The 22,156-nt window shown below is 54.7% G+C and carries 20 protein-coding genes and 2 pseudogenes; 11 read left to right on the top strand and 11 right to left on the bottom strand.

Features of this window, described 5'->3' with window-relative positions:
• Nucleotides 1-15: 15 nt before the first annotated feature.
• The 5 genes and pseudogenes from galM to modE all read right to left on the bottom strand — a co-directional run bounded on the left by galM (nucleotide 16) and on the right by modE (nucleotide 5,873).
• The gene (galM, locus tag COO59_RS02410; protein ID WP_103058226.1) at nucleotides 16-1,047 is read right to left on the bottom strand and encodes a galactose-1-epimerase; all 1,032 of its coding nucleotides are present in this window, start codon (nucleotides 1,045-1,047) and stop codon (nucleotides 16-18) included.
• Nucleotides 1,041-2,189, bottom strand: coding sequence for a galactokinase (galK, locus tag COO59_RS02405; RefSeq protein WP_103058225.1), 1,149 nt, complete (start codon nucleotides 2,187-2,189; stop codon nucleotides 1,041-1,043). The genes galM and galK overlap by 7 nt, the downstream gene beginning before the upstream one ends.
• Nucleotides 2,186-3,238, bottom strand: a complete 1,053-nt coding sequence (gene galT, locus COO59_RS02400; protein WP_103058224.1) for a galactose-1-phosphate uridylyltransferase — start codon at nucleotides 3,236-3,238, stop codon at nucleotides 2,186-2,188. The genes galK and galT overlap by 4 nt, the downstream gene beginning before the upstream one ends.
• A gap of 307 nt (nucleotides 3,239-3,545) precedes the next feature.
• Nucleotides 3,546-5,015 carry a molybdate ABC transporter ATP-binding protein ModF gene (gene modF, locus COO59_RS02395; protein ID WP_103058223.1) on the bottom strand — a complete coding sequence of 490 codons (1,470 nt, stop codon included), beginning with the start codon at nucleotides 5,013-5,015 and terminating at the stop codon, nucleotides 3,546-3,548.
• Nucleotides 5,016-5,091: 76 nt separating this feature from the next.
• Nucleotides 5,092-5,873: pseudogene (gene modE / locus COO59_RS02390) on the bottom strand (molybdenum-dependent transcriptional regulator).
• Between the two features lie 163 nt (nucleotides 5,874-6,036).
• Between modE and COO59_RS02385 the strand changes: the two are divergent.
• The 4 genes from COO59_RS02385 (at nucleotide 6,037) to modC (ending at nucleotide 8,869) form a co-directional block, all read left to right on the top strand.
• Nucleotides 6,037-6,192 (top strand): AcrZ family multidrug efflux pump-associated protein, encoded by a 156-nt coding sequence (locus COO59_RS02385; protein ID WP_085067555.1) that lies wholly within the window; start codon nucleotides 6,037-6,039, stop codon nucleotides 6,190-6,192.
• 150 nt (nucleotides 6,193-6,342) lie between these two features.
• Nucleotides 6,343-7,119 (top strand): molybdate ABC transporter substrate-binding protein, encoded by a 777-nt coding sequence (gene modA / locus COO59_RS02380; RefSeq protein WP_103058221.1) that lies wholly within the window; start codon nucleotides 6,343-6,345, stop codon nucleotides 7,117-7,119.
• Nucleotides 7,119-7,808, top strand: a complete 690-nt coding sequence (gene modB, locus COO59_RS02375; RefSeq protein ID WP_103058220.1) for a molybdate ABC transporter permease subunit — start codon at nucleotides 7,119-7,121, stop codon at nucleotides 7,806-7,808. The genes modA and modB overlap by 1 nt, the downstream gene beginning before the upstream one ends.
• Nucleotides 7,808-8,869 carry a molybdenum ABC transporter ATP-binding protein ModC gene (modC, locus tag COO59_RS02370; RefSeq protein ID WP_103058219.1) on the top strand — a complete coding sequence of 354 codons (1,062 nt, stop codon included), beginning with the start codon at nucleotides 7,808-7,810 and terminating at the stop codon, nucleotides 8,867-8,869. Before modB ends, modC begins: the two co-directional genes overlap by 1 nt.
• A gap of 65 nt (nucleotides 8,870-8,934) precedes the next feature.
• On the opposite strand, the gene COO59_RS02365 is transcribed toward modC, so the two are convergent.
• The gene (locus tag COO59_RS02365) at nucleotides 8,935-9,753 is read right to left on the bottom strand and encodes a pyridoxal phosphatase (protein WP_103058218.1); all 819 of its coding nucleotides are present in this window, start codon (nucleotides 9,751-9,753) and stop codon (nucleotides 8,935-8,937) included.
• Nucleotides 9,754-10,320: 567 nt separating this feature from the next.
• Here COO59_RS02365 and COO59_RS02360 point away from each other — a divergent pair.
• From COO59_RS02360 to COO59_RS02345, 4 genes are all read left to right on the top strand, one after another.
• Nucleotides 10,321-11,343: a LacI family DNA-binding transcriptional regulator gene (locus COO59_RS02360; RefSeq protein WP_103058217.1), complete on the top strand. Its 1,023-nt coding sequence runs from the start codon at nucleotides 10,321-10,323 to the stop codon at nucleotides 11,341-11,343.
• Nucleotides 11,344-11,708: 365 nt separating this feature from the next.
• Nucleotides 11,709-12,437 (top strand): gluconate 2-dehydrogenase subunit 3 family protein, encoded by a 729-nt coding sequence (locus COO59_RS02355; protein WP_103058216.1) that lies wholly within the window; start codon nucleotides 11,709-11,711, stop codon nucleotides 12,435-12,437.
• A gap of 17 nt (nucleotides 12,438-12,454) precedes the next feature.
• Complete coding sequence (locus COO59_RS02350; RefSeq protein ID WP_103058215.1) at nucleotides 12,455-14,224, top strand: GMC family oxidoreductase; 1,770 nt, start codon at nucleotides 12,455-12,457, stop codon at nucleotides 14,222-14,224.
• A gap of 2 nt (nucleotides 14,225-14,226) precedes the next feature.
• A complete protein-coding gene (locus tag COO59_RS02345) occupies nucleotides 14,227-15,564 on the top strand; it encodes a c-type cytochrome (protein ID WP_103058214.1) in 1,338 nt (445 codons plus the stop codon).
• Between the two features lie 324 nt (nucleotides 15,565-15,888).
• Here the strand turns inward: COO59_RS02345 and COO59_RS02340 are convergent.
• Nucleotides 15,889-16,002, bottom strand: a pseudogene (locus COO59_RS02340) (HAD hydrolase family protein); the annotation flags it as partial.
• Between the two features lie 97 nt (nucleotides 16,003-16,099).
• Between COO59_RS02340 and pgl the strand changes: the two are divergent.
• The 3 genes from pgl to COO59_RS02325 all read left to right on the top strand — a co-directional run bounded on the left by pgl (nucleotide 16,100) and on the right by COO59_RS02325 (nucleotide 18,470).
• Nucleotides 16,100-17,095 carry a 6-phosphogluconolactonase gene (gene pgl, locus COO59_RS02335; RefSeq protein WP_103058213.1) on the top strand — a complete coding sequence of 332 codons (996 nt, stop codon included), beginning with the start codon at nucleotides 16,100-16,102 and terminating at the stop codon, nucleotides 17,093-17,095.
• 138 nt (nucleotides 17,096-17,233) lie between these two features.
• Complete coding sequence (locus COO59_RS02330; RefSeq protein ID WP_103058212.1) at nucleotides 17,234-17,974, top strand: acid phosphatase; 741 nt, start codon at nucleotides 17,234-17,236, stop codon at nucleotides 17,972-17,974.
• 64 nt (nucleotides 17,975-18,038) lie between these two features.
• Nucleotides 18,039-18,470 carry a hypothetical protein gene (locus tag COO59_RS02325; protein WP_103058211.1) on the top strand — a complete coding sequence of 144 codons (432 nt, stop codon included), beginning with the start codon at nucleotides 18,039-18,041 and terminating at the stop codon, nucleotides 18,468-18,470.
• A gap of 58 nt (nucleotides 18,471-18,528) precedes the next feature.
• Here the strand turns inward: COO59_RS02325 and COO59_RS02320 are convergent, their stop codons facing one another.
• The 4 genes from COO59_RS02320 to bioA form a co-directional block, all read right to left on the bottom strand.
• Nucleotides 18,529-19,005 (bottom strand): kinase inhibitor, encoded by a 477-nt coding sequence (locus COO59_RS02320; protein ID WP_103058210.1) that lies wholly within the window; start codon nucleotides 19,003-19,005, stop codon nucleotides 18,529-18,531.
• 12 nt (nucleotides 19,006-19,017) lie between these two features.
• Nucleotides 19,018-19,698, bottom strand: a complete 681-nt coding sequence (locus COO59_RS02315; protein WP_103058209.1) for a type 1 glutamine amidotransferase domain-containing protein — start codon at nucleotides 19,696-19,698, stop codon at nucleotides 19,018-19,020.
• The gene (locus COO59_RS02310; RefSeq protein WP_103058208.1) at nucleotides 19,698-20,750 is read right to left on the bottom strand and encodes an NADP-dependent oxidoreductase; all 1,053 of its coding nucleotides are present in this window, start codon (nucleotides 20,748-20,750) and stop codon (nucleotides 19,698-19,700) included. The genes COO59_RS02315 and COO59_RS02310 overlap by 1 nt, the downstream gene beginning before the upstream one ends.
• 75 nt (nucleotides 20,751-20,825) lie before the next feature.
• Nucleotides 20,826-22,118 (bottom strand): adenosylmethionine--8-amino-7-oxononanoate transaminase, encoded by a 1,293-nt coding sequence (gene bioA, locus COO59_RS02305; RefSeq protein WP_103058207.1) that lies wholly within the window; start codon nucleotides 22,116-22,118, stop codon nucleotides 20,826-20,828.
• Between the last annotated feature and the right edge of the window lie 38 nt (nucleotides 22,119-22,156).

Raw genomic sequence — 22,156 nt, 5'->3', positions numbered from 1 at the left:
TTTTTCAGCCTGATGTTATTCCGCCGTTAACGTGTAGCGGGTAACACTGTACCAGGTTTTGCCAGGTTGTAACCAACAGTCAGGCTGGGGCCATTCGGGATGGTTCGGTGAATCGGGTAAAAATTCACTTTCCAGCGCGATGCCCTGGAAAGCGTTATAGCTACCCTGTTCGCGCGCCGGTGTTCCTGCAAGATAGTTGCCGCTATAAAACTGCAGCGCTGGCGCAGTGGTATGCACCGTCAGCTTAAGCTTGCTGTCTGCGGACCACAGCTGCGCGGCGGGCTGCTCCGCACCGCGTTCATTAAGCAAAAAGGCGTGATCGTAGCCCTGTACCAGGCGCTGATCTTCATCCTGCAAAAAGTCGCGGCCAATGGATTTGGGCTGACGGAAATCAAAGCCGTTGTTTTCTACCGCCTGCAACGGCGCGCGCGGAATGCCTTCGCCGCTTACCGGCAGATAGCGATCGGCGCTGAGCTGCAGCGTATGCTGGCGCGCATCGCCGTGATGCGCGTCCAGGTTGAAATAGGCGTGATTGGTCAGGTTGACCGGGCAGGGGCGATCTACCTGCGCCTCCCAGTTAATCGACAGGCAATTATTATCATCCAGGCGATATTCCACCTGCGCGATGAGATTCCCCGGATAGCCCTGATCGCCGTCGGGGGAATCGATACGGTAAAGCACGCTGCTTTCGCTCTGGCTGACAATCTGCCAGCGGCGTTTATCAAAGCCTTCCGGCCCGCCGTGCAGCTGATGCGCGCCCTGATTCGCCATCAACGTAATGCCAGCCTCATTCAGACGCGCATTGGCGATGCGGTTGGCGTAGCGGCCGACGCTGGCGCCAAGATAAGCCGTCTGCCTGAGATAATCGGCAGGCGTCGCGCAGCCAAGCAGCGCTTCACGTACGCTGCCGTCTTTCATCGGCACGCGCGCTGACAGCCAGGTGGCGCCCCAGTCCATAAAGGTGGCGACCATACCGTTGCTGTTGCGCAGGACGGTAATACGCCACGGCTGCCCATCGGGCGCCAGCGAAGTAGCTTCGTTTAACATTGTCCCGCTCCTTCCGATGCCTTACAGACGTAAAAGGTCTCTTTGATACCGGTTTGGGCTTCATACTGACCGGCAACCGCCGCTTTTACCGGTTCCACCAGGTCATGCGGCATCAGCGCGACCACACAGCCGCCAAAGCCGCCACCGGTCATACGCACGCCGCCCCGATCGCCGATCACCTCTTTCACCATCTCTACCAGCCGATCGATAGGCGGCACGGTGATCTCGAAATCATCGCGCATTGAGGCGTGCGATTCCGCCATCAGTTCGCCCATGCGTTTCAGATCGCCTTTACTCAGTGCCTCTGCGGCTTCCAGCGTGCGCGCATTTTCGGTTAATACATGACGCACGCGTTTTGCCACCTGCGGATCCAGCTCGTGTTCTACCGCCCTGAACTGATTGATGTCCACGTCGCGCAGCGCGGGCTGGCTGAAGAAGCGCGCGCCGGTTTCGCACTGCTCGCGGCGAGTATTGTATTCACTGCCGACCAGGCTGCGACGGAAGTTAGAGTTAATAATCACCACCGCCACATTCTGCGGCATCGGCACCGCGCGCGTGCCTAACGTGCGGCAATCGAGCAGCATGGCGTGATCTTTTTTACCCAGCGCGGAAATCAGCTGATCCATAATGCCGCAGTTGCAGCCGACAAACTGGTTCTCTGCTTCCTGCCCGTTCACGGCGATCTCGGCGCCATCAAGCGGCAGATGATAAAGCTGCTGGAACACGGTGCCGACCGCCACTTCCAGCGAAGCGGAAGAGCTGAGTCCGGCGCCCTGCGGCACGTTGCCGCTGATCACCAGATCCGCGCCGTTAAAGTTGCCGCTGCGCTGCTGTAAATGCTTCACGACGCCGCGCACGTAGTTCGCCCACATCGGCTCTTTAACGCTCATAATCGGCTCATCCAGCGAGAAACTGTCCTGCTGATTATCGTAATCAACCGCGATAACCCGCACCTGGCGATCGTCACGTTTGGCGCAGCTGATAACCGTCTGGTAATCGATAGCGCAGGGCAGCACAAAGCCGTCGTTGTAATCGGTATGTTCACCAATAAGATTCACCCGGCCCGGCGCCTGAATCGTGTGCGTCGGCTGATAGCCAAACTGCTGCTGGAAAGTCTGGTCGGTAGTGGCTTTTAACGTCATTCTGAATCTCCCGTCTGGCGGAAATGAATATCACTGACAGAACGCAGGCGCTCCGCTGCCTGTTCTGCGGTTAAGTCGCGCTGGGTTTCTGCCAGCATTTCGTATCCAACCATAAATTTACGTACCGTCGCCGAACGCAGCAGCGGCGGGTAAAAATGCGCATGCAGCTGCCAGTGGTCGTTCTCTTCGCCGTTGAACGGCGCGCCGTGCCAGCCCATAGAGTAGGGGAACGAGCACTGGAACAGGTTATCGTAGCGGCTGGTGAGCTTTTTCAGCGCCAGCGCCAAATCGCTGCGCTGCGCATCATTCAGATCCACCAGGCGCTGAATATGCGTTTTCGGCAGCAGCAGGGTTTCAAACGGCCAGGCCGCCCACCAGGGCACCACCGCCAGCCAGTGTTCGGTTTCCACCACCGTGCGGCTGCCGTCTTGCAGCTCGCGCGCCGCGTAATCCACCAGCATCGGCGAGCCGTGCTGCTGCCACCAGGCACGCTGATGTTGATCCTCGCGCTGCACTTCATTCGGCAGAAAGCTGTTCGCCCATACCTGACCGTGCGGATGCGGGTTAGAACAGCCCATCGCCGCGCCTTTATTTTCAAACACCTGCACCCAGGGATAGTGCTGGCCCAGTTCGGCGGTCTGCTGTTGCCAGGTGGCGATCACCTCTTCCAGCGCCGGCAGGCTCAGCTCCGGCAGCGTTTTGCTGTGGTCGGGCGAAAAGCAAATCACCCGGCTGGTGCCGCGCGCGCTTTCACAGCGCATCAGCATGTCATCGCTCTGCACCGCTTCGGGCGTATCAACCATCAGCGCGGCGAAATCATTGGTAAACACGTAGGTGCCCGCATAGTCGGGATTTTTATCGCCGGTCACGCGGGTATTGCCCGGACAAAGGAAGCAGTCGGGATCGTGTTTTGGCAGTTGCTGCACGGCCGGTGCCTCTTGCGCACCCTGCCATGGGCGTTTCGCACGATGTGGAGAAACCAGCACCCACTGATCGGACAGCGGGTTATAACGGCGATGAGGGTGATCGACCGGATTAAATTTTTCCATGTTATGTCCTGATAGCTGACTAAAGCGGAGATCGCAGAATAAAAAATAGCACAGTGTAAAAGGCGAAAGCGTGATCCAGTCTGGATAAATGGAATCGTTTACACAAGCTGAAAATTCTTATTATCCAGTGTTAATAGCGTCTGGCCATCAGGATATTAATTTAATAGCGCGAAATAATGGTAGCGGTTACATAAAAAATAGTTTATCGCTCAGGGGAATAAACGGTGAGAGAGGAGGGATTGGCGACGTTACGATCGGCCTGCATTCACGGCGTTAATTTCAGGCCCGGCTTGCCCGGGCCGTAACATCAGTTCAGCGCTGCAATATCATAGCGGTAACGATTGTCGTGTGGGACAAAGCTCAAACGGTGAGTAATGCATTGCGGCGCATCCTCGGCATGATGCGAAACAAACAGCAGCTGCGTCTCGCCTTCGGCAATCAGCACATCAACGAAGCGCCGCACCAGCTGGCGGTTGATCGGGTCCAGCCCCTGCAGCGGCTCATCCAGAATCAACAGCGTTGGATGTTTTACCAGCGCCCGCGCAATCAGCACCAGTCGCTGTTGCCCCCACGACAGGCTGTGGAAGGGCATATCGCCCTGCGTCGCCATACCCAGCAGCGCCAGCCAGCCGTCGGCCAGCTTGCGTTGCCGATCGGAAACCGCCTGATACAAACCGATAGAATCAAAATAACCGGAAAGAATCACGTTGCGCACGCTAATGGCAACGCGATAGTCCAGGTGCAGGCTGCTGCTGACATAGCCAATATGCTGCTTAATATCCCAGATGGTTTCGCCGCTGCCGCGCCGACGGCCAAACAGGGTTAAATCGTTGCTGTAACCCTGCGGATGATCGCCGGTTACCAGGCTCAGCAAGGTCGATTTACCCGCGCCGTTCGGCCCGACGATTTGCCAGTGCTCGCCCGGTTTAACCTCCCAGTTCAGCCCGTGTAAAACCGGCCGATCGTTATAGCTGACCACGCCGTTTTTCAGCACGATGCGCGGCTCATCAGGCGCAGTCTTTGGCAGCTGGGCGGGATTATCCGCCTCTGGCACCGCCATTCCCGCCAGCTGTTCGCTGTGCGCCAGCTGCGCCACCAGCGCTTCTGCCAATACCGCTTCGCGCGCGCCGACGTGGGTCAGATTACACTCCGCCAGTACGCCGGTGCGTTCAATAAAAGCGGGAATATCGTCAAAGCGGTTTAATACCAGTGCCAGGGTATAACCCTGCTGATGCAGCTCCTCAAGCAGCGCCGCAAGGCTGGCGCGCGAGGCCACATCCAGCCCATCGAAAGGTTCGTCCAGCACCAGCAGATCCGGCTGCGCCATCAGCGCCTGACAGAGTAACGTTTTGCGCGTTTCGCCGGTGGAAAGATATTTAAAGCGGCGTTCAAGCAGGTATTCAATGCCGAACAGCTGCGCCAGCTGGCGGCAACGGGCCTCATCTTTTACCTCTTCCTGAATCATCTGCGCCGCCGTGCGGCCCGTATCATCTTCGCCTTCGCTCAGCAGATCGGTATTGTTACGCTGCCACTCTTCCTCCACCAGCTTTTGCAGCTTCTCCAGTGACAGACGCGTCGGGCGGACAAAGTCGCTGGAAAATCGCCCCTGCAGCGGCGGCAGTTCACCCGTCAACGCGCGCGCCAGCGAAGATTTACCGCTGCCGTTAGCGCCGACAAAGGCCCAGCTTTCTCCGCTGTGCAGCGTTAAATCATTAAGGGACAGTATTCGGGTATCGCTAAGACGAAACGTGCCTTGCGAAATTTGCAACGTAGCCATTTTTCATTCCGTTTTTTGCAGCGTGAAAAGGATTTTTAATGGCTGGCTGAAAGCTTGTCAAATAACAGGGACGGATTCAGAGCAGCGTCGCGATAATCACCGATCGGCATTGAAATGTGCTAGCACCGCCGCGCCTGGCTGTAGATCTTGCTGCGCGACCTGCTGATTGCTGAGCGTGGCGCACAGCGTTTCGCCGCTCGCCAGACGCATCAGCACTTCGCTCTGTTGCTCGCCGCGTTCAACGGCGCTGATGGTGCAGGGCAGCTGATTATCCGCATCGGAGGGCGCACGGCTCACTTCAACCCACGGCGCCTTGATTAACAGCAGCACTTCCTTACCGGCGCTAAGCTGCAGGCGATCCGCGCTCTGACGGGTCAGGGCGGCTTTCAGACGCGTCTGGCGATCGGCCAATAGTACCTCAACGTGCTGCTGAACCGGCTCCGCATCGCGATTGACTAATGTGCCAAACAGCTGATTACGCGCGCTGGTTTGCAGCGAAAAGCGGGCGATCGCCGCCAGCAGACTATCCAGCGGCAGCTGGTCATCCTGCAGAACGTCAAAGGCCTTTTGCTGGATCTGCTCCAGCAGGCGGAACAGCTCAATTAAACGCTCGCCGTAGCGCGTAAGCTGCGCGCCGCCGCCGCCTTTGCCGCCCGTGGCGCGCTCCACCAGCGTGCGCTCCGCCAGCTGATTCATCTCATTAATTGCATCCCATGCGCTCTTGTAGCTGATGCCGGCCAGTTTGGCGCCCTGGCTAATAGAGCCGGTGTGTTTAATCTGCTGCAATAGCGCAATCCGGCGCGGATCGGCGAACAGCTTCTGCTGTAATCGAATAATCAGAGAAATATCAGCCTGCATGTTAAACCCCAGAGAGTGGCAATTAACCGATTGTAAAAGAGGCGGCAGAAGGTGTCACGGCGTTAAGCGTGTAGCTTAAGGAAAGGTAAAGCGCACAAAATAGCAGTGCGTTTTCCGTCACGCTGATTAAAATGGTTTTTTTACCGTAATAAACGAGGCAACTATGCTGGAGTTATTAAAAAGCCTTGCTGTCGCCGTGATCATGGTGCCGATCGTAATGGCGATTATTCTTGGCCTGATCTATGGCCTGGGCGAAGTTTTCAACGTCATTTCAAAATTCGGTCATCGTAATGACCAGCCGGCAAAACATCGCCAGTAGGCTCACCGCGCTATTCTCTTCTTTCAACAGGGCCGATAACATGTCGGCCCTGCTGTTTATTGGCCCGCCGCTCCTCCTTTGATCAAACGTATGACACGCCTTCCCGTCTCGTTATAGTATGTGCTACATAACGTAACCTGGAGAAATGCTATGTCTGCTGTTAAATGGAGTCACTGGCTGGGCGCTGCCGCTATCAGCCTGAGCGTATCGGGGCACGCCGTTGCCGCGGAAAATATCACGGTGTTTGCTGCCGCGTCGCTGACCAATGCGCTGCAGGATATTGTCAGCCAGTATGAAAAAAATAAACATGAGATTAAAGTCGTCGCCTCCTACGCCTCTTCTTCAACGCTGGCGCGTCAGATAGAGCAGGGCGCACCGGCCGATCTGTTTATTTCCGCCGATCAGCAATGGATGGATTACGCCGCGCAGAAAAACAGCATCGAAGGCGACTCGCGCTATACGCTGCTGGGCAACGACCTGGTGCTGATCGCCCCCGCCGACGCGCAGGCGAAAGCGGTCACGATTGATAAAAATACCGACTGGAAAAGCCTGTTGAAAGGTCAGCGTATTGCTACCGGCGATCCGGATCATGTTCCGGCCGGTATTTATGCTAAAGAGGCCTTACAAAATTTGGGTGCCTGGGATACGCTGTCGCCGGTTATGGCCCGCGCGAACAATGTACGCGCCGCGCTGGCGCTGGTGGAGCGTAACGAAACGCCTTACGGGATTGTTTACGGCTCCGATGCGGTTGCCAGCCATAAGGTCACCGTCGTGGGGCATTTCCCGGAAAACAGCCATAAGCCGGTGGAATATCCGATGGCCATCGTTAAAGATCATCGTCATCCTGCCGTCAGCGCGTTTTATGACTACCTCAAAGGGCCTGAGGCGGCAGCAATATTTAAAAAATATGGATTTACCCCACGCTAATGATATTGAGTGATGTTGAATGGCAGGCTGTTGAGCTCAGTCTGAAAGTTTCGGCCATTGCTGTGTTGTTCAGCCTGCCTTTTGGCATCTTTCTCGCCTGGCTACTGGCGCGCTGTCAGTTTCGCGGCAAGGCGCTGCTGGACAGCCTGATCCATCTGCCGCTGGTGCTGCCGCCGGTGGTGGTGGGTTATCTGCTGTTGCTGTCGTTCGGACGGCGCGGCTGGCTGGGCGCATGGCTGTATGACTGGTTCGGCATCAGCTTTGCTTTTAGCTGGCGCGGCGCGGCGTTAGCCGCCGCCGTGGTGGCGCTGCCGCTGATGGTGCGCGCCATTCGCCTGGCGCTGGAGGCGGTTGATCCGAAGCTGGAGCAGGCGGCGCGTACGCTGGGAGCAGGGCGCTGGCGCGTCTTTTTTACCATTACGCTACCGCTTACGCTGCCTGGCCTGATCGCCGGCACCGTGCTGGCCTTTGCCCGCTCGCTCGGCGAGTTTGGCGCCACTATCACCTTTGTATCCAATATTCCCGGCGAAACCCGCACCATTCCGTTGGCGATGTTTACCCTGCTGGAAACGCCGGGCGCCGAAGTGAATGCCGCCAGGCTCTGCCTGATCGCTATCATACTGGCATTGCTTTCATTACTGCTATCGGAATGGCTGGCTCGCTGGGGCCGTAAGCGTCTGGGGGGCTGATGCTGGAACTTAACTTTACGCTGCAGCAGGGCGACAGCTCGCTGCAGATTGATACGCAGCTGCCCGCCAACGGCATTACCGCTATTTTCGGCGTATCCGGCGCGGGGAAAACGTCGTTAATCAACGCGATTGCCGGGCTGGCTGCGCCGCAGCAGGGTTATATCCGCCTGAACGGACGGACGCTGAGCGATGCGGAACAGGCGACCTGGCTGCCGCCGGAAAAACGACGCGTCGGCTACGTTTTTCAGGAGGCGCGTCTCTTTCCGCATTATCGGGTGCGCGGCAACCTGCGCTACGGTATGGCGAAAAGCCGCCAGGCGCAGTTTGATGCGCTGGTCAACTTGTTGGGTATTGGCGAGCTGCTGGATCGTTTTCCCTGGTCGCTTTCCGGCGGTGAAAAGCAGCGGGTAGCGATTGGCCGCGCGTTGCTGACCGCGCCCGACATCCTGCTGATGGATGAGCCGCTGGCGGCACTGGATCTGCTACGCAAGCGCGAGCTGTTGCCCTACCTGCAGAAGCTGGCAAAGCAGGTGGATATTCCGCTGCTTTACGTATCGCACAGCCTCGACGAAATCTTACAGCTGGCCGATCGGGTGCTGATATTAGATAACGGTCAGGTTAAGGCGACCGGGACGCTGGAAGAGGTCTGGAACGGCAGCGCGCTGCGCCCGTGGCTGCCGCGTAGCGAACAGAGCAGCGTGCTGCGCGTACAGGTGCTGGAGCAGCATCCTGATTATGCGATGACCGCGCTATCGCTTGGCGATCAGCATATCTGGGTTAGCCGGGTGGAGGCGCCGATTAAAACGGTGCTGCGTATTCGCATTCAGTCGTCGGATGTGTCGTTAATACTGCAGCCGCCGCTTAACAGCACCATCCGTAACGTGCTGCCCGCGCAGGTCAGCGAGCTGATTGAGGTGGATAATCAGCAGACAGAAGTTAAGCTGCGCATCGGTTCCAGCGAACTGTGGGCGCGCATAACGCCGTGGGCGCGCGATGAGCTGGCGATCAAGCCGGGCATGTGGCTGTACGCCCAGATTAAAAGCGTTTCCATTACGCCCTGAAAGAGACGGAACCGGGAAGCAAACACGGCTCCGCTAAAAACCTGGCGCGGCAGGGTCGTCGGAGGCTACAGCACTTCGCGACGGATAGTTTCCGCAATTCCCGGTTCCAGGTTAGTGCCGATAACCCGTCCGGCCCGCGCTTTGATCGCCTCATCGGCGTTGCCCATCGCTACGCCCAGCCCAACCGTTTCCAGCATGCTGAGATCGTTATAGTTATCACCAAACGCCAGTACCTCTTTCATCTCCAGCCCCTGTGCAGCAACCCACTGCGCCAGACGCTTGCCTTTACTGTTGCCCGCCTGGGCAATATCCACCTGATCGTGCCACGACCATTCGCACGCCAGCCCCAGCTCCTGCTCAACGCTTTCGGCAAACTGCTGCAGCGCGCGCGTATCAGGATGGGAGAGGGCGAACTTCCAGATTGCCTGGGCATCCTGCGCGGCGGCGGCCAAATCCGGCACCTGCAAAAAGAGCGGACGCTGCTGCGGCGGCAGCGATTCCGCCCACAGCAGGGTGCGCTCGACATGGCCGGTAAGCGTCTGATACAGCATGGCGTCATCAACGTACAGCAGGCCGTGAATCGCCTGCTGATCGAGCATTTCAATTATTTTCAGCGCCTGCGGCTTAGCCAGCGGATCGGCCGCTAATACCTTTTGCGCTTGATAATCATATAAATAGGCGCCGTTACAGCAGATCGCCGGTGTATCTAACGCCAACGCCTGATAAAAAGGATGAATAGCGCAGTGATGGCGTCCGGTGACAATCAGGACTTTCACGCCGGCCCGTTGGGCTTCGGCAAGGGCGGCCAGCGATTCAGGAAGAATAGTTTTACGCGGCGTCAGCAGCGTACCATCAAGGTCGAGGGCAATCACGCGATAGCTCATGGTTAATTCCGTCAGTTATTATTAATAAAGCAGCGATGTTACACCCTGCGGAGCCCGCCACCAAACTGCTGCGGCATAAACAATCCGCCGGGCTTGATCACAGCTTCCTGGCAGAAACAGCGGCTTCGGTTCGGCCTCGCGGAGAATATTGATGATCTGTTCGGCGGAAAAACGCTTCTTCAGGGAAAGCCCACACGTTGCTGATGAAGAGATGACTAACATCGCGCGGTATTAATCACCGGGGAGCAGGGCAATCGGCGCGCGATAAGAAGCTATTTTTTAGTCAAAAACACTAAAGGCAAAACTATTCCAACCTTTTGAAAAATAGCGTAATTCATAAAATAACATCGATTTTTTTGATCTTATGTGCACCCAGGTGCAGAAACTATTTGCAAACGCAGCGCTGAATTAACATAATCCCAACAATGCGTTAAAACTTTTTCTTAAAAGAGCTGGTTAATTCATAAAAAAGATGGGTTAGTTGCGGGATCGTACTTTAAGCGTTTCTTTTCGTACCAGTTTGACGTCCAATATGGGCATGAGATGTAAATACCCTTAAGTGAATGTATGACAACTGAAAAGAAACCTCAAAAGCAACCCAAAGCTAATGCAACTGCAGTTGCAAAACTGGCGGGTGTATCGAAATGGACGGTCTCGAGAGCATTTACGCCTGGAGCCTATGTCGCTCCGGATACTAAAGAGAGAATCATGGCCATAGCCGCCGAGTTAGGCTATCGCCCCAATTTGCTGGCACGTAGTTTGACTAAACGAAATACGCATATCATTGCTATCGCCATTGATGAGTTGAAAAATCCTCATGCGATGAGAATTCTGGATGCCGTCACTAAACAGCTTCAATCCAAAGGCTATCTGGCATTGATACTGAATATCACCACGGGTGACAACTATCAGTCGGTGATGGAAATGGCCGATCAATTGCAAGTTGATGGCATCTTGTTCTTTGCCAATACCCTCAGCAACGAGCTGTTTGAAATCGCGCACAGCGTTCACTCCGTTCCGCTGATTCAAATATGCCGAAACAGTGAAGGAAAGCGGAATATTGAGAATATCAATATTGATGGCTTCCAGGCTGGGCGTGAAATTGGCCAGTTGTTAATCGCGCAGGGTTATCGTCGTTTTGGCTATATGAAGGGCCCCGATACCGATTCAAGCCATTTATTACGTATGGATGGTTATCAGCATGAACTTTCATTAGAAAATCTTAAAATCGATCTCATGTTGATGACGGGCAAATATGAACGTAAAGCCGCCTATCTGATGATGAAGAGGTATCTGAATGAAACGCCTCCGGAACAGCGCATTGACGCAATGTTTTGCGAAAACGATGTTCTGGCTATTGGCGTGCTGGAAGCGCTCTACGAATCAGGCGACATAAAAAGCATTGCTATCGTTGGATTTGATGGCATAGATGAAGCCGATTCTCCGGTCTGGGATTTGACGACTTACGATCAGCAGACCGAAAAACTGGTTAGCGAGGCTATTAATCGTCTTACTGGTGGGGATAGCGTAGATGAAGCAGAATGGCGAAGCGGTAAATTAGTATTACGCGGCAGCCATATTAAGCGTTAATACTATCCAGTCTGCGGTAAATAGGCAGACTGGATAGTAATTTAATCGCGTTACTATTACGAAGTAGTTAATTACTGGAAGCATTGTTAATAATAATAAATATCTTACCTTTTGGATTTAACAACACGTTAGGGATTGCCATGTCAAATATCATGCCGACAAGCTAATTCATTTTTTACCCTTAAGCGACATAACGTTTCGTAACTTTTATATATTTAAGAGTCGATGACTTTCGTCGCTAATAACATCAATGCCTCTTTAAGGCAACAATTTACCTTGTTTTAAACAGGGTTGGATTTCTATTGCCTGTTTTCCGAGAGCCGGAATCGGTGGCAATAAATATCGTGCTATTAAAGGAAAGAGATATGAACCGAAGAGAAGCGATCTTTTCTATTAGTTCACTGGTTGCAACGTTAACGGTGGCACCGAAGCTGAACGCTAAAGAGCTGCATAACGTTCCGATTGATACCCGGTTAACACCCGATGCGCTGCCCGTTCCGGCATTGCAAGGGGGATATCGTGTATTGACTGATGAAACCGATCGTAAAAATTTGACGGCTATTTTTGATCGTCTAATTCCAGCAGACGGTCACGGCCCTTCTGCCAGTGAAGAAGGCGCAATTGAATTCATAGATGACCAGTTAGCCGGGGATTATGGATCGGGCGCAGCACTGTATCTTGATGGGCCATTACATCCTGAAAATGAAGAAAAGTTGATGGGCAGCCCGCAGTTTTTAACCTCACCGCGTGAGCGTTACATCACCGGTTTAAAAGCGTTAGAAGCCTGGTCACAAAAAAATCACCACGCTTCGTTTTTCACCCTCAGCGATGCAGGAATTGACGCTTTTTTAACCGCGATGGAAGCCGGAAAGATCAATCTTGGCGCAGAGGTTAACAGCAAGGCCTTTTTTGAACTGATGCTGCAGAACGTGCGCGAAAGCTATCTTGCTGACCCACTTTATGGCGGCAATAAAACGATGGCTGGCTGGAAAATGATTGGTTTTCCAGGCGCTCGCTATGACTACCGTCAGTACGTTGATCGTCGCGGTGAAAATTTACAATTAATTCCTGTCAGCCTTATTCCAAAAGATTGATTGTCGGAGCTGAGTTAATGTCACAAATAAGAAATAAAACCGATGTCGTCATTGTCGGATTAGGCTGGGCCGGATCGGTCATGGCAGAAGAGTTAACGCGCGCCGGACTTAATGTGGTCGCGATTGAGCGTGGTGCATGGCGCGATACGTCCACTGACTTCCCGGTGGCGGTTGATCCGGATGAGCTGCGCTGGCATACACGCCGCCAACTGTTGCAGCCGATGAGCGTTGAAACCACGACTTTTCGCAACAATACCAGCCAGGATGCCGCGCCGGTTCGTAACTGGTCTGCCTATCAGTTTGGCTGGAACGTCGGCGGCGCGGGTACGCACTGGGCGGGCATGTCATGGCGATTTTCTCCGTGGGATTTCGAAGTGGCAACTCAAACCCGGGAACGTTACGGTGCAGCTAAGATGAAGGACCTGCAACTGCAGGACTGGGGGGTGACTTATGCCGAAATGGAACCCTATTACGATCGCTTTGAACGTATTGCCGGAACTTCCGGTATTGCGGGCAATCTCAATGGCAAATTGCAACCCAACGGTAATGTGTTTGAAGGGCCGCGTACCCGCGATTATCCAACGCCGCCACTGAAAGACACCCACTGGTTACGCAAATATCGCACTACCACGCAAAGCATGGGCTACCATCCTTTCACCATTCCTGCGGGTAATCTGTCCCAATCTTATGTCAACCCGTTGGGCGTGACGATGGGACCCTGTACTTATTGCGGATTTTGTGACTTTCACGGCTGTGGCAACTTCAGTAAGTCCTCACCTCAGGCCTGTATTCTGCCGGTATTAATGCGCCGCCCTAATTTCACCCTGTTGACCGAAACCGAAGTTTTACAGGTGATGAAGCATGATGACGGTAAAACCGCTAAAGGCGTGCGCTTTATTACTAAAGAGGGCGTAGAAGGTTTCCAGCCGGCGGATGTGGTGTGTATCACCGCCTACCAGATGGACAATGTGCGCATGATGCTGCTGTCCAAAATTGGCGAACCTTACAGTCCTGAGACTGGCCGCGGCACTATTGGCCGTAACTATAACTATCAAAGTTGCTCCTCTGTTACAGGCTTCTTCGATGGTGAGTTTATGAATCCGTTTATTGGCGGCGGGGCGCTGGCGGTACAGATTGATGATTTTAACGGCGACAATTTCGATCACAGCCAGCTCGACTTTATCGGTGGCGCTGGGATCATGGCATACAACACGGATGGCCGCCCGATCCAGCATATGAACGCTCTGCGAGAAGGAACCAAACGCTGGGGCAGCGAATGGAAATCGGGCTATGCACGTGATTATCAAACTGCTGCAACTATTTTCTGTCAGGGAACATCGATGCCGGTACGGGGTGCCTATCTCGATCTCGATCCTGTCTACAAAGATCGTCATGGACAACCGTTATTGCGCGTGACCTTCGACTGGAACAAAAACGACATCAGGATGGTGAATTACGTGACGGATAAAGCCAAAGCCATCATGAAGGAAGCCGGTCCTGCTGCAACCATTTTTGAACGCCAGACGGACGCGAGTTGGAACCCATACCTGCAGGAAAGCTCGCACACCATTGGTGGCGCAGTGATGGGGGCGGATCCCACTACCTCTGCGGTGAATACTTATTTGCAAAGCTGGGATGTGCACAACGTCTTTGTAGTGGGGGCGTCGGCATTTCCGAACAACGGGGGTTATAACCCGACAATAACCGTTGGGGCACTCGCTGTTCGGGCCGCTCAGGCAATTCATCAGACCTATATCAAAAATCCTGCTCCGCTGGTAAAGGCCTAACCATGATGACAAAAAAGAAAATCAGCTACAGCCTGGCGGCGCTAGCCGTGCTGGCGGGGATCGGTGTCTCCGGTAAATTATGGATGGTGATGGACAGCTCACGCTCAAACGTTGCCGATAATAAAATCAAACTGGCGGATTTCCATAGCACCGATGATGCGGCAATCAAGCGAGGCGAATATGTCATGCGGTTGAGCGATTGTGCGGCCTGTCACGAGCAAAGTTTTGCCGGCGGTTACAAAATCTCTACACCCTTTGGCGAGTTGAAAACCTCTAATATTACGCCGGATCGTGAAACCGGCATCGGTAATATGACTGAGCACGACTTCTTCAATGCGGTGCGTATGGGGCGTGGTGAGAAAGGTTTCCTCTACCCGGCGATGCCTTATACCGCTTACGCCAAACTCAGCGATCGGGATATGCATGATCTATGGGCGTATATGTCAACGATGAAGCCGGTAAGGAATGACATCGACGAAAACGGTGGCATGCATTTCCCCTATAACATTCGTCTGGCAATGGCCGGTTGGAATCTGCTGTTTTTCGATAATAGCGCCTTCCAGCCGGAAAGCCTGAAAACGACAAATATCAGCAGCGTTCAGCTTGATCGGATTAACCGCGGTAAGTATTTAGTCGATGGCCCGGCGCACTGTAGCGTTTGTCATACCGCGCGTAACGCGCTGGGCGGTGAAATTAACAGTCAGTATTTACAGGGCGGTCAGTTGGGCGCCTGGTATGCGCCAGATATTACGCCAAACCCGCATGCAGGCATTGGCGACTGGAGCAACGCGCAAATTATGCAATATCTGAAAACGGGATCTGATGGTAAAAGCGTCGCAGCGGGTCCGATGTCAGAAGCGGTTGAACACTCGATGCAGTATTTCAACGATAACGATCTGCAGGCTGTCGCAGCGTATCTTAAGCATCTTCCGGCTTCCGACACACCTGCACCGCAAAAATTTGCCATGGATGAAACGCGCAGGAAAAATGCAGCGCTGAGTTTTGAAGTGAACTGTACTGCCTGTCATGGTGTGCAGGGTGAAGGCATTAACGGCATGGTACCCGCGTTTGCTGGTAACCGATCAATGCTTAATGATCCTACCAATATGATCTCAGCGATGCTTAATGGCACGCGTGCCGCACATACGGCCGATCGTCCTACCGCTGCCGGGATGCCCGCATTTGACTGGAAAATGGATGACCGACAGATAGCAGATATGCTTAATTTTGTGCGTAATTCCTGGGGCAATCAGGCCAGTGAAGTGACGCCGCAACAGGTTGCGACAATGCGTCAGCAAACCGGTGCAAAACAGAAAATTGAAGTGCATTCAGGCAGGTAAACTTATCCAACATCCCTTGTCTTACTATACGGCAGGTTCTTAACAAAATCTGAGGTAGATCCTCGCCCGGTACGGGCGAGGGTTTAAACCGAACAAGGTAACCAGCCCAATATCCTGTTGTAAGCGATCCCTTCCCTTTATTCAGTACAGCCATATTATTTGTCAGGCTACAATCCCTTAGAAGATGCTATAGAGCCTTTTACAGCGGTTAAAATGGTTCTACAGTGCCGCCTTCTTTGATATAGTTCAGAAAAATGCCGGTAATTTCAAATAAATCAATCAGTTGGATGCAAAGTGATTATTTGTAATCACGCTTCATTTATTCAAACCGGCGCCGTTACAGCAGATTACAGGTGTATCTAACGCCAGCGCCTGATAAAAAGGATAAATAGCGCAGTGGTGGCGTCCGGTAACAATCAGGACTTTCACGCCGGCCGCCAAACTGCTGCGGCATAAACAATCCGCCGGGCTTGGGTAAAACGCGCTACCCTTTGCCACAGGTCAACAATTACAGGTAATCAGACAAGGAGAATTCATGAAGCAAGTTGTTTATACCGCCAGCCCGGAAAGCCAACAGATTCACGTCTGGCGTATGAATGAGGATGGCGCGCTTACGCTGTTGCAAGTGGTTGACGTCGTCGGTCAGGTGCAGCCGATGGTGGTTAACCCCACTCAGCCTTTTTTATACGTTGGCGTGCGTCCGCAGTTCCGCACCATCGCTTATCGTATTGCTGATGACGGTACGCTGAGCGAAGCGGGGCAGGCCTCGCTGCCAGGCAGCCCGACGCATATCTCGACCGACCGTCAGGGCAGATTTCTGTTCTGCGGCTCGTATAACGACGCCTGCGTCAGCATTAGCCCGATTGGCGCTGACGGCGTGCCGCTGGAGCCGAGCCAGGTAATTAACGGGCTGGAAGGCTGCCATTCGGCGAATATCGGCAGCGACAACCAGACGCTGTTCGTGCCGGCGCTGAAGCAGGATCGCATCTGCCTGTTTGATGTGCATGCCAGCGGTAAACTGACGCCGCATCAGCAGCCGCAGGTAACTACCGTTGAGGGCGCAGGCCCGCGTCATATGGTGTTTCATCCCAATCAGCAGTATGCCTACTGCGTGAATGAGCTTAACAGCACCGTTGACGTCTGGCAGCTGCGCAACGCCCACGGCGAAGTGGAATGCGTACAGAGCCTGGATATGCAGCCCGCCGACTTTACCGGCACCCGCTGGGCGGCGGATATTCATCTGACGCCGGATGGCCGTCATCTTTACGCCTGCGATCGCACTTCCAGCACGCTGACCATTTTCAGCGTCAGCGAAGATGGCGGCCTGTTAACGCTGGAAGGGCATCAGCCGACTGAAACCCAACCGCGCGGCTTTAATATCGATCACAGCGGACAGTATCTGGTGGCGGCGGGGCAGAAATCGCATCATATCGAAGTTTATCGCATCGGCGGCGAGCAGGGTCTGCTGACGCCGCTGGCGCGCTATGCGGTCGGACAAGGGCCGATGTGGGTAGTGATCCACGCGCTGTAAATCTTGAGCCGCATCGCAGTTTCGGCTGCGCTGCGGCAATTTAAACCCCTTTAGATCAATCTATTGCGCTTTCAATGTTGTTTTTATTTTCCCGGCGCGTTGTGTTAGCGACGGAGATTAATCAACAAGGAAGCTATAATGATCACTTTACGCAAAGCCGGTTCACCGCTACTGCTTATCAGCCTGCTATTTTCTACCGGCGCCAACGCAGAAAATGTTCCACACTATTTAACCGCCCAGGAAGCCCCGGACAGCCTGGCTATTCTGCCGCTGCCGCCAGCCTATGACAGCGTTGATTTCCTGCGAGATAAAGCGATGTATGACTGGGGCGTGGCGCAGCGGAGAACGCCGCGCGGCAGGCTGGCCTGGCAGGACGCCAATGTTAAAGCGGAAAATATTCCGCTGCTGTTTGCGCAGGCCTTTGGTTATCCGCTGAGTAAAGAACAGGCGCCTGAAATCTATCGTCTGATCGTTACCATGAAAGAGGATGCGGGAACCTGGGCCACCGCCAGTGCGAAAAAACATTATCAGCGTATCCGGCCTTTCTCTTTCTACGGCGTGCCCACCTGTCGGCAGGAGGATGAAAAAACGCTGGCGGGCGAGGGGTCTTATCCTTCAGGCCATACCACAATTGGCTGGGCCTTAGCGCTGGTGCTGGCGGAGATCAATCCGGCGCGTCAGCAGGAAATTCTGCGGCGCGGGCTGGAGATTGGCGAAAGTCGGGTAATTTGCGGTTATCACTGGCAAAGCGATATTGATGCGGCGCGCATTATGGCCGCCGCGGTGGTGGCAAGGCTGCATGCCAAAGCGGAATTTAATCAGCAGATGGAGAAAGCGAAGGCGGAATTCACCCGCCTGGCAGCAGGCGGGGCGCAGTAGCACGCCCCGCCGGGCACACGACATCATCCCAAAGACCCGTATTGGATACAACAAGGGATCGATTATGCAAACCAACACGGTTATTAAATGGGCGCATCGTATTTTTACTTTATTTCTGTTGCTGGTGGTAATTATTGGCGGGCTATTATGGCGCTCAGATGTCGGACCCTATGATGACAGCCTGTACAGCAAGAAAGAATTATCCGATGGGGTCTGGCTTTATATCACCCAATATAATAATGCGGGCGCGACGGATAATGATGTATACAGATATTACCTGAACAGGGAATTAGAGGACCCGTTACCTGTTCTGCAGAAATCGGCACCATTCCTGACGACTAACACAAATAATGCAACGGTCACAGCTATCGGCCAGCATATTATGGTCAGGTTAACAGGAAAAATTTATTCCTTTTCAAACTCAGCGTTCTTTTATAACGGCTCAGTTGCGGTCATGCCGCGTATCGATTTGAATGCACAGGCGATGCGTGATTAAAAAAGCCCGCAGCAATACGGGCGATACGCGACGGGGCGCAGTAGCGCCCCGCTGAGGATTAGCTGTACAGCACGGTGATCGAGGCGCTGGCGAGACGATGGAAATGGACGTTAAAGCCCACCATCGCGCCGCTGGCGTTTTCGTCAACGTCGATTTTATCCACGTCCAGCGCATGTACGGTAAAGATATAGCGGTGACTCTCGCCCTGCGGCGGGGCCGCACCGCCGTAGCCCGCTTTACCAAAATCGGTACGTGTCTGAATCGCCTCTTCAGGCAGAGAAGCCTGGCCGGAGCCCGCGCCCTGCGGCAGCACCGTCACGTTCGTGGGAATATTCGCTACCACCCAGTGCCACCAGCCGGAACCGGTTGGCGCATCGGGATCGTAGCAGGTCACCACAAAGCTTTTAGCGCCTGCCGGCACCTCATCCCAGGCAAGATGCGGTGAAATATTATCGCCCTGATAACCCATGCCGTTAAACACATGGCGCTCCGGCATCTTCTCGCCGTCGTTAAAGTTATGACTGTAAACCCTCATTGCCTCTCCTTTTTATTGATGCAACAGTTTCAGTAAATCTTCTGCGGTGGCGGTCGAAGAGGCGGGGTTCTGGCCGGTGATCAGATGACCATCGGTTACCGTCCAGACGCCCCAGTCCTGGGTGCGTTCAAACAGGCCACCCTGTTTCTTCAGTTCATCCTCCACCAGGAAAGGCACAATATTCGTCAGCCCGACCGCCTGTTCTTCGCTGTTGGTAAAGCCGGTGACGCGCTTACCAGCCACCAGCGGCGTACCGTCTGGTTTCTTCACATGGCGTAATACGCCGGGCGCGTGGCAAACGGCAGCAACCGGCTTACCGTTGGCAAACAAATTTTCAATCAGCGCGATACTGTGCTTATCCTCGGCCAAATCCCATAGCGGGCCGTGGCCGCCGGGATAAAATACCGCGTCGAACTTGCTGCCATCAATGGTTTCAAGACGTTGCGTATTCGCCAGCGCCTGCTGAGCGGCAATATCATGGCGAAAGCGTTCGGTATCGTGCGTTTGGGCATCGGGCTCATCGCTTTTCGGATCGAGCGGCGGCTGCCCGCCCTGCGGTGAGGCGAGCACCACGCTGATGCCGGCATCCTTGAAAATGTAATAAGGCGCGGCAAATTCTTCCAGCCAGAAGCCGGTTTTTTTGCCGGTTTCACCCAGCCGATCGTGGGATGTTAATACCATTAAAATTTTCATTACTGCTCTCCCGGTTGATCTGCTGCGACCCGGATAACCAGCTTGCCGAAGTTTTTTCCCTCCAGCATACCGATAAAGGCTTCCGGCGCGTTTTCCAGTTCATCAACGATATGTTCTCGGAATACCAGACGATCCTCCGCCACCCACTGGCTCATCTGTTGGAAAAACTCCGCAAAGCGATCGCCGTAATCCTGATTGATAATAAAGCCCTGCACGCGCAGGCGTTTACGCAGAATCGCGCTCTGGAACAGCGGTAAGTGATCCTGCCCCTGCGGCAGGTCGGCGCTGTTATAGTCGGCAATCAGGCCGCACAGCGGGATGCGTCCTTTGCTGTTCATCAGCGGCAGCACCGCGTTGAATACTTTACCGCCGACGCTTTCAAAATAGATGTCGATACCGTCAGGGCAGTGCTGCTTCAGCTGCTGCGCCAGATCGTCGCGGCGGTGATCGACGCAGTGGTCGAAGCCCAGTTTTTCAATAGCGTAGCGGCATTTTTCTTCGCCACCGGCGATGCCGATCGCGCGGCATCCTTTTAGCTTCGCGATTTGACCCACCACCGAGCCAACGGCGCCGGTTGCGGCGGCCACCACCAGGGTTTCTCCCGGCTGCGGATTACCAATATCCAGCAGCCCCATATAGGCGGTAAAGCCGGTCATTCCCAGCAGGCTTAATGCCCACGAAGGATGCTTTAACGCCGTTCCCTGCAGTTTAAACAGCCCACTACCGTCCGACAGCGCGTAATCCTGCCAGCCGCTCTGGCTGACGACCCAGTCGCCCTGCTGATAGTCGGGATGGCGTGACTGTTCAACAATCGCCACCGTGCCGCCGCCCAGTACATCCTCTACGGCAAAAGGCTCAACGTAGGAAGGTGCATCGCTCATGCGACCGCGCATATAAGGGTCAAGTGAGAGATAAACCGTCCGCAGAAGCATTTCCCCTTCGCCGGGCGAGGGAACCGGCTGCGTATCGAGACGAAAGTTTGCGGTAGTCGGTGCGCCGTGTGGGCGCGAGGCCAGGATTACGCGACGATTACGCTCTTTTTGCTGTGACATTAATCGTTCCTTAGCTGATGAGGATGTTCAAAGCGTAGTTTATCACGCGCTCCCGCGCCCGACGGCAAGGCGGCATTAGCCCGGCAGAAACAGATCGGCCTGATCCAACGCCGCCTTAATCGCTTCGGTTAGCTGGCTCAGCTGCGCCGGCGTAATCACATAGGGCGGCATCAGATAAATCAGCTTGCCAAAGGGGCGGATCCAAACGCCGCGCTCAATGAAGAAGCGCTGAATAGCCGCCATATTGACCGGCTGGCGGCTTTCGATCACGCCGATAGCGCCCAGTACGCGCACATCCGCCACCTGCGGATGGGCCGCCAGCGGCAGCAGCGCCGTACGCAGCTGCTGTTCTATAGCCGTAACCTGCGCCTGCCAGTTTCCTTCCTGCAGCAGCGCCAGACTGGCATCGGCAACGGCGCAGGCCAGCGGATTACCCATAAAGGTGGGCCCATGCATAAAGCAGCCCGCCGCGCCGTTGCTGATGGTATTCGCCACCGCGCGCGTAGTCAGGGTGGCGGAAAGCGTCATGGTGCCGCCGGTAAGCGCTTTCCCCAGGCAGAGAATATCGGGGGCGATACCGGCATGGTCACAGGCGAACAGCTTGCCGGTGCGGCCAAAACCGGTAGCGATCTCATCGGCAATCAGCAGTACCTGATGACGATCGCACAGTTCACGCACCTGCTGCAGATAACGCGGATGATAAAAACGCATCCCGCCTGCGCCCTGCACGACAGGTTCGAGGATCACGGCGGCGATGCTGTCGGCATGTGCGGCTATCCGGGCGGTAAATTCGGCAATATCCTGCTCGTCCCACTCATCATCAAAGCGGCACTGCGGCGCTGGCGCGAACAGATGCGTCGGCAGATAACCCTGCCACAGGCTATGCATCGAATTGTCAGGATCGCAGACCGACATCGCGGAGAACGTATCGCCATGATAGCCGCGGCGCAGGGTCAGAAAGCGCTGCCGCTTCTCACCGCGAGCCTGCCAGTACTGCAGCGCCATTTTCATCGCCACTTCTACTGCCACCGAGCCGGAGTCCGCCAGAAATACGCATTCCAGCGGCGCGGGCGTCATCGCCACCAGACGACGACAGAGCGCCACGGCGGAGGGATGCGTAATACCGCCGAACATGACGTGTGACATTTGCGCGAGCTGATTTTGCAGCGCCTGATTCAGGCGAGGATGGTTATAACCATGGATCGCCGCCCACCACGAGGACATGCCGTCCACCAACTGACGGCCATCGGCCAGCTGCAAATGTACCCCCTGCGCGCCCACTACCGGATAGCAGGGCAGCGGTTCGCTCATGGAAGTGTAAGGGTGCCAGATATGGTCGCGGTCGAAGGCGAGATCGTCAGAAGTCATGATCACTTGTAAACCAAAATAAAAAGATTTAGTTTACA

This window comes from Mixta theicola (assembly GCF_002895925.1).
Taxonomy (GTDB): domain Bacteria; phylum Pseudomonadota; class Gammaproteobacteria; order Enterobacterales; family Enterobacteriaceae; genus Mixta; species Mixta theicola.
The sequence above is the reverse complement of the archived record's forward strand: the minus strand, read 5'-3'. Positions and strand labels throughout refer to the sequence as shown.